Source organism: Erysipelatoclostridium sp. An15, from assembly GCF_002160675.1.
In the GTDB taxonomy this organism is placed as follows: domain Bacteria; phylum Bacillota_I; class Bacilli_A; order Erysipelotrichales; family Coprobacillaceae; genus Thomasclavelia; species Thomasclavelia merdavium.
This window is the reverse complement of record NZ_NFLA01000057.1, coordinates 1-14369: the sequence shown is the minus strand read 5'-3', so window position 1 is coordinate 14369 and position 14369 is coordinate 1. Positions and strand designations below refer to the sequence as shown.

Sequence of the window (14369 nt, the reverse complement as noted above, 5' to 3'; positions counted from 1 at the left end):
ATCAAAGAAGGAGGACCGGTAACGGTAACGCATCCAGATATCATCAGATACTTTATGACGATACCCGAAGCAGTAAGTCTGGTACTGCAGGCCGGAGCGTATGCCAAAGGTGGCGAGATTTTTGTATTAGACATGGGAGAACCAGTCAAGATAGCAGATATGGCAAGAAACCTGATCAAGCTATCAGGATATGAACCAGATGTAGATATTGATATAGTTTATACCGGATTAAGACCGGGAGAAAAGCTGTATGAAGAGCTATTGATGGAAGAAGAGGGATTACAGGATACACCAAATCATATGATCCATATTGGAAAACCAATTGAATTGGATGAAGACAGTTTTTTTGAAGATTTAAAAGAGTTAAAAGAAGAAGCATATGAAGAAAAAAATGAAATAAAAGAGTTTGTGAAGAAAATGGTTCCGACATATAACTATAAAAATATAAAAAAGGAAAAGGTTGTAATAACAAAATGATGAAAAAATTATTAATTGTGGGATCAGGTGGACATGGGCGATGCTGCTTAGATATTGTTAGAGATTTAAAAATTTATGATACGATTGCTTTTCTCGATGATAATTATGTAAATAAAATTGTAAATGATTGTAAAGTGATAGGCTGTATTAATGAAATGGATAATTATTATTCTGAATATGAAGATATTTTTATAGCTATTGGCAATAACGAACTTAGAAAGAAATTGATCAATAAAGCAAAATGTATAGGATATCATGTCATTTCTATTATCGCTTATAATGCAGTTGTTTCTCCATGTGCATCAATAAAAGAAGGTACTGTTGTTTTTAATAATGCAATAATAGAGGCTAATGCTAGTATTGGAGTAGGCTGTATCATTACAGCGAATACTACAATTAATCATGATGCTATTATAGAAGATTATTGTTTAATCTATTCTAACAGTGTTATCAGACCTAATACTTTGATTGGTTCGATGTCAAGAATAGGGAGTAATTGTACTGTTACTTTTAATACTAAGATAAAAGCTGGTAGTGATATAGAGGATGGTTGTGTAATTAAGTTAAAGGATGAATATGATTTTGAGGTGGGGATTTAATGTATAAAAAAGTAATAAAAAGAATCATTGATTTTATTTTATCATTATGTGGACTTATTATATTAAGTCCTGTTTTTATTATTCTATGTATCTGGATAAAATTAGATAGTAAAGGACCGATTTTGTTTAAACAAAAAAGAATAGGTATCAATAAATCAAACTTTAATATTTATAAGTTTAGAACAATGTATATTGATACCCCTAAAGATATGCCTACTCATATGTTAGCTAATCCCGACCAATTTATTACTAGAGCAGGTAAGTTTTTAAGAAAAACTTCCTTGGATGAATTGCCACAAATAATTAATATCTTAAAAGGGGAAATGTCAATTATTGGACCAAGACCAGCATTATGGAATCAGGATGATTTAATTGCTGAAAGAGATAAATATCAGGCTAATAATGTTAAACCGGGATTAACAGGATGGGCACAAATCAATGGTAGAGATGAATTGGAAATACCAGTAAAAGCAAGATTGGATGGAGAATACGTTAAGCGTATCTCTTTTTTATTTGATCTGAAATGTTTCTTTGGAACAATAACATCAGTACTAAGATCAGATGGAGTTGTAGAAGGAGGAACTGGTGAGCTTCATAAAAAGGATGGTGAAGTATCATGAAAAAAATCCTGATAACTGGAGCAAATAGTTATATCGGAACATCGTTTGAAAAATACATTTATGGAAATTATCCAGATGAATATCAAATCGATACATTGGATATGATGGAACCAAACTGGAAAGAATATGATTTTAGTGGTTATGATTCCATTTTTCATGTAGCTGGGATAGCTCATGCTGATGTCGGGAAAGTATCAAAAGAGACAGAGAAATTATATTATCAGGTAAACTGTGATTTGGCATATGAAACAGCTTTGAAAGCAAAAAAAAGCAAAGTAAAACAGTTTATCTATATGTCATCAATAATTGTTTATGGTGAAAGTGCGCCATATGGTAAAACAAAGATAATTACAAAAGATACAAAGCCTGAACCAGTAAATTTTTATGGTGATAGTAAGTTACAGGCGGAAATAAAATTATCACCATTACAGGATGACAGTTTTAATCTTGTTATTATTCGTCCACCAATGATCTATGGAAAAGGTAGCAAAGGAAATTATCCGATGTTATCAAAACTAGCCAAAAAATTACCGGTATTTCCAAAAATCAACAATCAAAGAAGTATGCTTTATGTAGAAAACTTGTGTGAGTTTGTCAGATTGATGATTAGTAATAATGCTCAAGGAATCTATTATCCTCAAAACAGCGAATATACAAGTACTACTACAATAGTAAAAACTATTAATCCTGGAATAAGAATATCAGGTATATTGAATATTGGTGTTTTTATCGGTTCTAAGGTACCGGGTAAGATAAGCGGTTTATGCAATAAGGCTTTTGGAAATCTGGTATATGAAAAATCGATGAGTCAATATAGTGAAAACTATTGCCGTTATAATCTAAGGGAATCGATAGAAAAGACAGAGGTGAGCAGTTAATATGAAAATATTAATTGTCAGTCAGTATTTTTATCCTGAAAATTTTAGAATCAATGATCTTGCTTTAGAATTGAAAAAAAGAGGTCATGAAATTACTGTATTAACAGGATTGCCTAATTATCCTAAGGGAGAATATTTTGAAGGTTATGATGATACAAAAAACTGTGATGAGGTATGGAATGATATACCAGTTTATCGCTGTAAGCTTAGACCAAGGAAAACAGGCTCAGTTAATCTAATTAGAAATTATGTTAGTTTTGTAATTGAAGCAAATAAGAAATTAAAAAAACTTCAAAATAGAGATTTTGATTTGATTTATGTTTTTGAAGTATCACCGATAACCGTAGCTTTACCAGCAATCAAATTAAAAAAGAAAAAGAATATACCTATTATTATAAACATTCAGGATCTATGGCCAGAAAACATTGTTGCAGTAACTGGAATGACTAACTCAATAATAATTGGATTAGTCAATAAGATGGTAAATTATATTTATAGACATTGCGATCTTATTTTAACTGCAAGTCCTAGCTTTGTATCAAAGATACAAGAAAGAATTAAAGATAAAGACAAGGTAAGATACTGGCCTCAGTATTCAACAGTAAATAAAACAGATGAAGAAGTATCCATATATAATAAGGATTATTTCAATATCGTATTTACCGGTAATATAGGTGAAGCTCAAGGAATCGACTTAGCTATTGAAGCTGCAAAAGTATTAAAAAATAAAAAAATATGCTGGCATTTTGTTGGTGAAGGAAGAAGTAAAGAAAAATTAGAAAAACTGGTAAATGAATATGAAATCAATGATAGAGTAAAGTTTCATGGGTTTCATCCCGAAAAAGAAATACCTAAATATTTAAAAGGTGCAGATGCAGCACTTTTGATACTTAAACCAAATCCGGTTTTTGAAATGACAATTCCTGCAAAATTACAAACATATTTAGCGTGTGGTGTACCAATATTAGGTTGTGTTAGTGGAGAAGGAAAAAGAATAATTGAAGAATCAAAGGCCGGAATAGTAAGTGAGGATATTTCAGTAGGTGGACTAGTAAAGGTGTGCAATCAGTTTATTGAATTACCAAATGATCTGTTGAACGAGTATAAAGAAAGATCATACTGTTATGGAAAAAATAATTTTAATAAAAATAAACTGATATCAAAGTTAGAAAAATGTATGGAGGAACTTGTATGAGTCAATTTAAAGATAAAACATTACTGATTACCGGAGGAACTGGTTCCTTTGGTAATGCAGTATTAAACAGATTTCTAGAAACTGATATCAAAGAAATCAGAGTATTTTCTAGAGATGAATTAAAACAAGATAATATGAGACATGAGTATCAGGCTAAATATCCTGATGTTTTTTATAAACTTAAGTTTTATATCGGTGATGTCCGTGATATAAACAGTATTAAAAATGCTATGCATGGGGTTGATTATGTTTATCATGCTGCAGCTTTAAAACAGGTACCATCTTGTGAGTTCTTTCCAATTGAAGCTGTTAAGACAAATGTTTTAGGTACTGAAAATGTTTTAACAGCAGCAATTGAATGTGGAGTCAAAAGAGTAGTATGTCTATCAACAGATAAAGCTGCTTATCCTGTAAATGCAATGGGAACAAGTAAAGCAATGATGGAAAAAGTAATCGTAGCTAAGTCTAGAACAGTAGATCCAGATAAAACAGCAATCATGTGTACAAGATATGGAAATGTATTAGCATCAAGAGGTAGTGTGGTACCTCTTTTTATTAATCAAATAAAAGAAGGAAATGATTTAACAGTAACAGATCCAACGATGACAAGGTTTGTCATGACATTAGAAGAAGCAGTAGATTTAGTGTTATTTGCATTTGAAAATGGAGAAAGTGGCGATATTTTTGTTCAAAAAGCACCTGCTTGTACAATTGAAGTATTAGCTAAGGCAGTAAAAGAATTATTCCATGCTGATAATGAAATCAAAGTAATAGGAATTAGACATGGAGAAAAGATGTATGAAACACTACTTACTGATGAAGAATGTGCTAACGCAATTGATATGGGTGATTTTTATCGAGTACCGGCTGATAAAAGAGATTTAAACTATGATAAGTATTTCTTTGAAGGAATGGGAAAAAATACATTAACACAGTTTAATTCAAATAACACTAGACTAATGTCCTTAGAAGAAGTAAAAGAAAAATTAATGGAAGTCAAGTTAGTAAGAGATGAATTGAAGAAATGGGAGAATAAATAATGTCTAGGATATTATTTATTAATTCGGTCTGTAATGGATCAACAGGATCAATTTGTAAAAATCTTTACAAAGTAGCTGTTGAAGCAGGGCATGAATGTTGTATTGCATATGGAAGAGGAGAAGCACCAAAAGGGTCTAAAACAATTAAAATAGGAAATAAATTAGATATTTATTTACATGTTTTAAAAGCTAGATTATTTGATGCAAGTGGCTTTGGTAGTAAACAAGCAACGAAAGAATTTATAAAAAAAATAGATGAATTTAAGCCAGATATCATTCATTTACATAATATCCATGGATATTATGTAAATATTGAAATATTGTTTAAATATTTAAGAGCACATCCAGAGATAAAGAAGATATGGACATTACATGATTGTTGGGCTTTTACAGGTCATTGTGCTTATTATACTTATGCAAAATGTAATAAATGGCAAAGATGTTGTAATAGCAATTGTCCGAATAAAAATGAATACCCAAAAGCAATATTTTCTAAAGTCGAGAAAAATTTCAATAGAAAAAAAGAGATATTTAATAATGTCGAAAATATGATTTTAGTAACACCAAGTGAATGGCTTAAGAATGAAGTAGAAAAATCGTACTTAAAATCGTACCAAATAGAAGTAATCAATAATGGTGTAGATACAAAGATATTTAAGTATACTAAATCAAATATTAAAGAAAAATATAGTATTAAAAATAAAAAAGTAATATTAGGCGTGGCTTCAGTTTGGGATAAAAGAAAAGGTTTAGATATATTTATTAAACTATCAAAGAGATTGGATAGTAATTATCAAATTGTTTTAATTGGACTTAATAAAAACCAGCAAAAAAAAGTATCTGATAATATCATTGGAATTACTAGAACAGAAAATGTACAGGAGTTAGTCAAATGGTATAGTGCAGCTGAAGTTCTTTTTAATCCGACATTAGAAGATAATTATCCAACTGTAAATTTAGAAGCAATAGCATGTGGAACACCAGTAATAACATTTGATACAGGTGGTAGCCCGGAAAGTGCTTTTGCTGATGAATCAACGACAATATTTAGTAAATCTGTTGACGAAAGTGTTATAAAAATTTTGAATATTAATAAAGCTGATATTAAACAAAAATGTATAAAAATGAAATTTATAAATGATACTTATTTAAAATTAATGAAGGAATAATGACTATGAAAGTATTATATATTACTAATTTAGCGTCACCATATCGTGTTAATTTTTTTAATGAATTGAATAGATATTGTGATTTAACAGTATTATTTGAAAGAAAAAAGGCAGATGACAGAAATGACGAATGGTATAACAATGAATTTAATTTTAATGGTATTTTTCTTAAATCTAAGAGTATAGGTAATGAAGCATCTGCATCTTTTGACATCATAAAATATTTGAGAAAAGATTTTGATATTATTATTTTGGGAGGATATAGTTCTTTAACTGCAATGATTGCTAGCGTTTATATGAGAATGCATAATATACCATACATATTAAATGCTGATGGTGGATTTATTAATTATGATGAAAAAAAATTAAAAAAAATTGTTAAAACATTTTTTATTTCTTCAGCAAAATACTGGTTAAGTTCAGGAAATGAAACTAATAAATATCTTGTTTACTATGGCGCAGAAAAAGAAAGAATATATAAATATCCATTTACTTCTATTTATAAAAATGAAATATTAAATCAGCCCATTTCATATATAGAAAAAGAAAAAAATAAAATTAAAAATAAAGTAAAAGAAGAAAAAGTGATTTTATCAATTGGTCAATTCATTTATAGAAAAGGCTTTGATTGGATGATTGAAGCGTATAAGGATTTAGATAAATCTATTGGAATATATATTATTGGTGGCAAACCAACAAATGAATATCTAAAATTAAAAGAAAAATATAAAATGAATAATTTATATTTTGTAGATTTTCAAGATAAAGAATCGATATTAAGTTGGTATAGAAGCGCTGATCTTTTTGTTTTACCTACAAGGGAAGATATTTGGGGATTAGTTATTAATGAAGCTATGTCACAAGGATTACCGGTGATAACAACAAATAAATGTATTGCAGGATTAGAATTAATAGAGAACGGGAAAAATGGTTATATAATTGATATTGAAAGTGAAGAAATATTGCTAGAAAAAACGAATTTATTTTTTTCTTTATCGAATAAAAAAAGAAAGATTATTATGGAAAATTGCTTAAATAAAATCAATAAATATACATTAGAAAATATGAGTGCGATACATGCTGATTTTTTTAAAAAGATAGAAGATAACGAAACATATGAATAATGTCAATAGAATAGTAGTTTTGGTGTAAATAATCATTTTATGCATAAAAAAGAAAGGAAGTGATTATTTTGAGAATAATCTATGCATCATGTCTTATTTCAAAACAAAAAAACAAGGATCTATTTAAAAATAATACATATGCAGGGTTTCAAGTTCAAAAGTTCCATCAATTATTATGTAATGGTTTTGCATTTAATAAATGTGATATCCAAATTTTAAGTGCATTGCCTGTTACAAGAAAAAATTGTAATAAAATGTTTATAAAAAAGAGCTATGAAAAAGAAGGTTCAATCTTTTATAACTATTTAACGGTTATAAATTTACCTATCTTAAAAAATATTTTTATAATTTTAACTGCAATGATTGAAATGTTCAAATTAGCAAAATGCAAAGATAATGTATTTTTAATAGCAGACTGTTTGAATCAATCAGTTTCATTAGGCGCAGTAATTGCATCTAAAATTCTAAGAATTAAATCTATTGGTATAATTACAGATTTACCAGATTTTTTATCTGATAAAGGAAAAAATAGATTTAATAATATGATAATTACGATGTTTGATAATTATGTGTTGCTCACTGATGAAATGAATAATTATATTGTGAATAATATTACACATAAAAATAAGCCATATATTGTAATAGAAGGTAGTGTTGATTATACAATTCTTGGTGAAACTGAATATAAAAAATATGAAAAAAAAGTTTGTATGTATACTGGAACGTTAGCAAAAATATATGGGATTGAGTATTTAGTAAAAGGTTTTATCAAAGCTAAGGTATTGAACTCAGAATTACATATATATGGGGATGGAGATTTTAAAAACGAATTAATAGATTTATGCCAGAAAAATTCTAATATTAAGTATTTTGGAACCAAACCTAATGAATATATAGTTAAAGAGCAAAAAAAAGCTACATTACTTATTAATCCTAGACCATCAAACGAGGAATTTACAAAGTATTCTTTTCCATCTAAGAATTTAGAATATATGGCATCAGGTACTCCTCTATTAGCAACTGATTTACCAGGAATACCAGATGAATATAAAAAGTATGAATATATAATAGAAAATGAAAATGTCGACGGAATAGCTAATATGTTTAGATATGTTTTAAATTTAACAGATAAAGAATTAAGAAAAAAGGGTAAAATGGCGCAGAAATTTGTTTTAAATACTAAAAATAATGTTATACAAACAAAAAAAATTATGGAATGGTTAAGTAATTTATGAAAATAAAAAAGTTATTAATAATAACTAAAGTATACAAAAAATTTAAAATAAATATGGGTGAATTGATTAATGAAGAAAAAGATTTTATTTGCATATTATTCAATGATAATTGGAGGGAGTACAACAAGCTTACTCTCGCTAATAAATGCAATTGATAGAAGTAAATATGACGTTTATTTGATTTTATATAGAAATAATGGAGAATTATTTAATTATATTCCTGAAAATGTAACTTTATTAGAACCAGCTGCTTCAAAAAAAAATTTAGTTAATGATATAAAGAAAATATTATTAGCAATATTTAAAGGTTATTTATTTAAAGGATTAAGCTACCAAATAAAGAATAAAAAAAATAAATTTCCAAGCACTCTATTTAGTGAGATTCAAGCGAAATACTTTTCTCGAAAGATAAATCAAAAATTTGACATTGCAATAGGTGGGATGGAAGGATGGTCTGATAAATATATAGCATATAGAATTGATGCCGATATAAAAATGTGTTGGTTGCATTCTTTATATAGCAAAATAACTGATACACCATCTTTAGAAATAGATTGGATAGAAAAAATAGATTATATTGTAACAATTTCAGAAGCATGTAAAATTGATTTTTGTAAATTACATCCTGATTTTTCTTATAAAACAGTTGTAATAAAAAATATTTTAGATAAAGAATTAGTTTTAAAAAGAGCGTGTGAAGATACTGATGATAAATATATAGAAAAAATTAAATCATTTAGTGGATTAAAGATTATAACTGTTGCACGTTTTGATCCTGTAAAAGCATTACATAGAGTTGTATTATCCGCAAAAGAACTTAAAAATGACAATATTGATTTTTTATGGACTATTATAGGTGATGGTATAGAAAAAGAAAAGTTATTAACATTAGTAGAAAAAAATAATTTATCGGATAAAGTGATTTTTCTGGGAATGAAAAAAAATCCTTATCCATTTATAAAATATAGCGATTTATTTTGTTTAACATCTTACTATGAAGGAACACCTGTAACTGTTGTTGAAAGTCAAATGTTAGGTGTTATTCCTATAGTAACTGAATATCCTTCAGCTTTTGATCAAATTAAAAATGGTAAAACAGGGTTTGTTGTTCAAAATACAGATATGGCAGTTGCAGAAAAAATACAAGCTATTTATGAAAAAAATAATCTAATAAAAGAAATAAAAATAAACTTAAATAAATATGATTTTTCTAAGAATATGGAGTTAAATGATTTTTATAAGTATATAGAAAAAATAAAAAGTTAAGGAGATGATGAAAATAGCACAATTAAATTTGAAAAAATTATCATTATTAAAAATAAATTATAAAAGAATATTATTAAGTATGATATATTTTATATCAGCATTTACAGGATTAATTTCAATGAACATAGTAGCGGGAATTATTTTTGTGATAATGATTATTCTTTTTTTTAGTGAAGAATTTTATTTGATTTTTCCTATTGTATTATTTTATCATTCAATTTTTGTTATACCTATAATAAATTTATCATTATTTTCGACATATTTAGTATTATGCCTATTAAAAATAATGACATCTAGCAAAATAAGTTCATCAAAAAAAAATATTACAATCTTAATCATAATTATGCTTTATATTACTTTAGCATATAGTTCATATGATTTAAAAAATGCAATAATTCTTATAATTAATTTTATTGCTGTTTTTTGTTATGTGTCAAAATTTTTAAATAATAAAAAGAATGTTGTTATATTTTTTAAGTACTATGTATTTGCTTGCATTGCTTCTTTTATAACTGGAATTTTTACAGGAAATGTTATGAGATATAATGAATTAATTGATGCGAGTGAACAATTTTTGACCCTAACTAGGTGGATGGGAACGTTTAATGATCCGAATTATATGGGCTTTTTCTTTTCAATTGGATTTTTTGCGGTAGTAACATTAGAAATATTTACAAAAAGAAATAAAATTATATTAGCGATTACTTTATTAATAATGATTGTTTCGACTATGAGTACAACTGCAATTTTAGGAATAATATTAATTTTCTTTGTTTATATTTTATTGAGATATAAGATTAGTTTAAAAACTATTGTACTTTTTTTGACCTCAATAAGTTTGGCTGTTTTTATTTTTAATTATGGCTTGAATAATCCCAATGCTACTATTTTAAATACATTTTCACAAAGAATAAATCAAAAATTTATTGCTTTGGAAACAAATGATATTAAAACAGCTACTACAAATAGAACAGATTTGGCTAGAAATCATTTAGAGTATTTTTTTTCTCAAAATATGAGTAAACAATTATTTGGCGGAAATGTCATTAATGCTGTTGCCATAGAAAAAAATAATCAGTTAAATGAAAACTTAGCCCATAATGAATATGTCGATTTATTACTTAATATTGGAATCGTTGGTACAGTAATCGTTGTTGGAATATGGTTAAGTAAATTAAAGAGGGATCTTAGTATCTATTTTAAGTACAATGACTCGTTAAGTTTATCAATGTTTATTATTAGAATGGTATTTTTATACTATTGCTTTGGACTAACAATTTTTATGGATATCAGATTTTTTTTATTTTATTTGATTTAATAAAATGAGGTGATGTTTTTGAAAGAAAGTAGAACGGAAAATAGCATAAAAAATGTGAAAATATCAACAGTTATATATTTTTTTTCAATTTTATTACAATTTATCAATAGAACATTCTTTCTTAAATTTCTAAGTATTAATTATTTGGGAATAAATGGGCTTTTTTCAAACGTCTTGTCATTGCTTAATTTAACGGAATTGGGAATAGGTTCAGCGATGGCCTTTGCTCTATATGAACCTTGTTCATGTGAAAATCAAAAACTTATAAAGCAAATTATGTACTTATATAAAAAAGTATACATTGTATTGGGGATTATTATTTTAATTGTTGGTATAATAATCACTCCTTTTTTAGATTTTTTTATTGAGACTCCGCCTCAGAATATCGGTAATTATCATCTGTACTATGTATTATATGTTATAAATATTAGTATTTCATATTTTTATACATATAAAAGAAGCCTGATTATTTGTTATCAAAAGCAATATATAAGCAGTATAACAACATTTTTAAAAAATTTATTTATATGTATTTTTCAAATAATAACACTTTATTTAACAAGAAGTTATGTAGTATATTTGATAGTCCAAATCATTTTCACTTTTTTAGAAAATATTTTTATTTCTAGAATTGCAGATAAAATGTATCCATTTTTAGAGGAGAAAACAACTTTTCCTCCTAAAAGTATTATTAATAACATTAAAAAAAATGTGTTAGCAATGTCTTTTCATAAAATAGGATCTGTTATTGTTACTGGCACAGATAATCTAATAATTACAAAATTTGTTTCATTGAGTGCTACTGGTATATATTCAAATTATTTAATTATCATTTCATCTATAAATTCATTTTTAACACAGATATTTTCTTCGATTACAGCTAGTGTAGGTAACTTGATTTCTGAAAAAGATGAAAATAAAATTTATAGTGTTTTTAAAAATATATTATTTTTAAATTTTTTATTGTACTTAATTACATCTGGTGGAATGTTTATTATTTTCAATGATTTTATTACTATATGGTTAGGAGAACAGTATACGTTTTCTTTATACATAGTATTTTTTATTTGTTTAAATTTTTTTTCAGCTGGAATGAGAAAAACTATTTTAACTTTTAAAGATGCGTCGGGTTTATTCTGGAATGATAGATATAAGCCTATTGCAGAAGGTATTGGTAATATAGTATTGTCAATCCCCCTTACAATATACTTGGGAATTAGTGGTACATTTATAGGCACGATAATTACGAATATATTTATTGCTTCTATTATAGAAGGATATGTTTTATATAAATATTTATTTAAAAAAGATATAAAAAAATACTTTTTTGATATATTTAAATATTATGTGGTATATTTTATTTATTTTCTGATATTAATTATTTTTAATAATATTATAAGCTTTAATGCATTATTAAATATATTTTTAAAAGGTATTTGCTGTATTTTGAGTTTTGTCCTAATTATATTGTTTTTTGTTAGAACAGAAGAATATAAATATTCAAAAAATTTATTTAAAGAAAAAATATTAAAAAAAAGCTATAAGGTTCGTTAATTTATATAAAGACAAACTATTAAATGTCAATAAATAAATTAAATTTTTAAAATTTATTGCTTTAGCAGGCATTTGTCTTGACTAAGAGGTGAATCCTCTATAAAAATCCTCTTTCTTTTCAAAAAAGAGTACACTGAAAAGAACTTTTCAACACCATATCGTTGAAAGCTCTTACATTAGATTCCTGTTTACCTTTAAACAATCATCGTATCTTCTGATTTAATGTAGACAAACTTATGAACTTCACCATTGATATCAGAATACTGATAAATTTGTTTTCTAGTGTTTTTAGGAAAGTCTAATGATATTGAATTGAAGAACGTGTCTCGGGTTTCTTCTGGTAATCTCATGATATGTTCATGAAGGATTACAAAACTGCTTTTATTTTTCATAATTGAATAAATATATCGAGCAATCTTATTTGCAATTGCGATATTTGCCAGTTTATGACGTTTCTTATTTCCGTTCTTGATTCTTTCAAACTGATGCCTGAGCACTGGATTATGACGTCTAGCAAATTCAGCAATCATATAAATTGCATGTCTAAGATACCTGGATCCCTTTTTAGAAATCTTGCCCATGGTTTCTACAGATGTTCCAGAGCGTTTGTTTCTAGGACTTGATCCTGAATAAGAAACAAAACAGTCTGCATTTTTAAATCTGCTTATATCACCAGTTTCAGCAATCACAGTTGCGGCAGTTATAGGACCACATCCTGTCATTGTAAGAAGCAGTTTATAAGCCGGATTTAAAGACACGACATCTTCGATATATCTTTGAATTGCTTTAAGTTGACCTTTTATGTTTTTAATGTTTTCAACAAGGTCAAGGATGATGTTTCTACCGTAAGAAGAAATATCATCAGGAACCAGAGTATCCCGGCATAAATCAAAGAGCTTATCAATCTTATCCATCGAACAACGATGTTTCGTAGCTTCATAAACGACATTGAACACTTCAAATTTAGAAGCATTTATGATATCATGTGTTGTAGGATATGAAGATAAGACAGCGATAAAAGCAGCTGATTTAGGTTCGAAAACATATTGAAGTTCAGGAAATAAACAATCACATTGTGCGATGAGACGGTTGATTTCTTGAGAATAGATTTTTTTGATCTGATAATGTCTGTGTATTAAAGCTTTCAAGTCTTGATATCCGTTTTTGTTTTCAAAAACATTGTCATTGACATACTGAACATCAGAATCGGTCCCAATGATAGTTGAAATAGTTTGAGCATCTAAAGGATCTGATTTAGCAATGTTATGGGCTTTACGCCACTGATTGACAAAATCAGTATTTAAAAATCTGATGCTTTCATTATCGTTAAGATTAGCTTTAATAAAGTTATAGACATTAGTAGAATAGATACCAGTAACTTCTAAAGCAAAACAGATACTGGTACAATTATCATCAGAATAACTTCTAACAGTATCTAAAAAAGAAGTAACTTCTGATTTAACAAATTTAAAAGATAGTTTTTTTCGTAAGAATTTAGGTTTAACAGATCTACGATCACAAACCTTGAGGATAGCAGCATCTGCTTTGCCTTTAGAGGCGTCCATGCCAACGTAAAGAATATAATTGTTTTCCATAAATAATGACCTTCTTTCATATGTAATCGGTATTGAATTGCACCTCTAAATCAAGACAAACGCAACCTCGCAAATACGGAGACAAGTGTAGAAACACTGCTGCAACAAACTAATTCGGGTATAAAGTGATGTCAAGATTAAAGGATTAAGTCTTTGTGAAGTGGACGTACATGAAGTAGCCACAGGGAGTGAGAATAAAACCTTCATCCAAAACAAAACTATTATCTTAAAATTAGAATGTACAATCAATAATGAATTTAATAAAAATCATTAAATGATTACGTACATATTATACGAGG

Annotated in this window: 13 protein-coding genes; 12 read left to right on the top strand and 1 reads right to left on the bottom strand. The window is 27.2% G+C overall.

What is annotated here, in order from left to right:
- From B5E92_RS13245 to B5E92_RS13190, 12 genes are all read left to right on the top strand, one after another.
- Positions 1-477 (top strand): polysaccharide biosynthesis protein (locus B5E92_RS13245; protein WP_158095239.1); only part of this gene is annotated, 477 nt, incomplete at its 5' end.
- A complete protein-coding gene (locus B5E92_RS13240) occupies positions 474-1076 on the top strand; it encodes a sialic acid O-acetyltransferase (RefSeq protein ID WP_239406475.1) in 603 nt (200 codons plus the stop codon). The genes B5E92_RS13245 and B5E92_RS13240, both read left to right, overlap by 4 nt.
- Positions 1076-1696, top strand: coding sequence for a sugar transferase (locus B5E92_RS13235; protein ID WP_087302982.1), 621 nt, complete (start codon positions 1076-1078; stop codon positions 1694-1696). The genes B5E92_RS13240 and B5E92_RS13235 overlap by 1 nt, the downstream gene beginning before the upstream one ends.
- Positions 1693-2574 (top strand): NAD-dependent epimerase/dehydratase family protein, encoded by an 882-nt coding sequence (locus tag B5E92_RS13230; protein ID WP_087302979.1) that lies wholly within the window; start codon positions 1693-1695, stop codon positions 2572-2574. Before B5E92_RS13235 ends, B5E92_RS13230 begins: the two co-directional genes overlap by 4 nt.
- Before the next feature lies 1 nt (position 2575).
- Positions 2576-3769, top strand: a complete 1194-nt coding sequence (locus B5E92_RS13225) for a glycosyltransferase family 4 protein (protein WP_087302977.1) — start codon at positions 2576-2578, stop codon at positions 3767-3769.
- On the top strand, positions 3766-4809 hold the full coding sequence (locus B5E92_RS13220) for a nucleoside-diphosphate sugar epimerase/dehydratase (protein WP_087302975.1): 1044 nt from the start codon (positions 3766-3768) through the stop codon (positions 4807-4809). Before B5E92_RS13225 ends, B5E92_RS13220 begins: the two co-directional genes overlap by 4 nt.
- Positions 4809-5978, top strand: a complete 1170-nt coding sequence (locus B5E92_RS13215) for a glycosyltransferase (RefSeq protein WP_087302974.1) — start codon at positions 4809-4811, stop codon at positions 5976-5978. Before B5E92_RS13220 ends, B5E92_RS13215 begins: the two co-directional genes overlap by 1 nt.
- A gap of 5 nt (positions 5979-5983) precedes the next feature.
- A complete protein-coding gene (locus tag B5E92_RS13210; protein ID WP_158095238.1) occupies positions 5984-7102 on the top strand; it encodes a glycosyltransferase family 4 protein in 1119 nt (372 codons plus the stop codon).
- A 68-nt stretch (positions 7103-7170) separates the two neighbouring features.
- Complete coding sequence (locus B5E92_RS13205) at positions 7171-8337, top strand: glycosyltransferase (protein ID WP_087302970.1); 1167 nt, start codon at positions 7171-7173, stop codon at positions 8335-8337.
- Positions 8338-8406: 69 nt separating this feature from the next.
- On the top strand, positions 8407-9603 hold the full coding sequence (locus B5E92_RS13200; protein WP_087302968.1) for a glycosyltransferase: 1197 nt from the start codon (positions 8407-8409) through the stop codon (positions 9601-9603).
- A gap of 535 nt (positions 9604-10138) precedes the next feature.
- The gene (locus tag B5E92_RS15395; RefSeq protein ID WP_143357592.1) at positions 10139-10921 is read left to right on the top strand and encodes an O-antigen ligase; all 783 of its coding nucleotides are present in this window, start codon (positions 10139-10141) and stop codon (positions 10919-10921) included.
- 18 nt (positions 10922-10939) lie between these two features.
- Positions 10940-12475, top strand: a complete 1536-nt coding sequence (locus B5E92_RS13190) for a lipopolysaccharide biosynthesis protein (RefSeq protein WP_087302964.1) — start codon at positions 10940-10942, stop codon at positions 12473-12475.
- 194 nt (positions 12476-12669) lie between these two features.
- Here B5E92_RS13190 and B5E92_RS13185 read toward each other — a convergent pair whose 3' ends face one another.
- Positions 12670-14070 carry an IS110 family transposase gene (locus B5E92_RS13185; RefSeq protein ID WP_087302962.1) on the bottom strand — a complete coding sequence of 467 codons (1401 nt, stop codon included), beginning with the start codon at positions 14068-14070 and terminating at the stop codon, positions 12670-12672.
- Positions 14071-14369 lie beyond the last annotated feature (299 nt).

Coding starts and splice junctions, on each gene's coding strand:
- B5E92_RS13215 (WP_087302974.1), top strand. CDS start 4,809: ATGTCTAGGATATTATTTATTAATTCGGTCTGTAATGGATCAACAGGA.
- B5E92_RS15395 (WP_143357592.1), top strand. CDS start 10,139: ATGAGATATAATGAATTAATTGATGCGAGTGAACAATTTTTGACCCTA.
- B5E92_RS13235 (WP_087302982.1), top strand. CDS start 1,076: ATGTATAAAAAAGTAATAAAAAGAATCATTGATTTTATTTTATCATTA.
- B5E92_RS13200 (WP_087302968.1), top strand. CDS start 8,407: ATGAAGAAAAAGATTTTATTTGCATATTATTCAATGATAATTGGAGGG.
- B5E92_RS13230 (WP_087302979.1), top strand. CDS start 1,693: ATGAAAAAAATCCTGATAACTGGAGCAAATAGTTATATCGGAACATCG.
- B5E92_RS13240 (WP_239406475.1), top strand. CDS start 474: ATGATGAAAAAATTATTAATTGTGGGATCAGGTGGACATGGGCGATGC.
- B5E92_RS13210 (WP_158095238.1), top strand. CDS start 5,984: ATGAAAGTATTATATATTACTAATTTAGCGTCACCATATCGTGTTAAT.
- B5E92_RS13225 (WP_087302977.1), top strand. CDS start 2,576: ATGAAAATATTAATTGTCAGTCAGTATTTTTATCCTGAAAATTTTAGA.
- B5E92_RS13185 (WP_087302962.1), bottom strand. CDS start 14,070: ATGGAAAACAATTATATTCTTTACGTTGGCATGGACGCCTCTAAAGGC.
- B5E92_RS13220 (WP_087302975.1), top strand. CDS start 3,766: ATGAGTCAATTTAAAGATAAAACATTACTGATTACCGGAGGAACTGGT.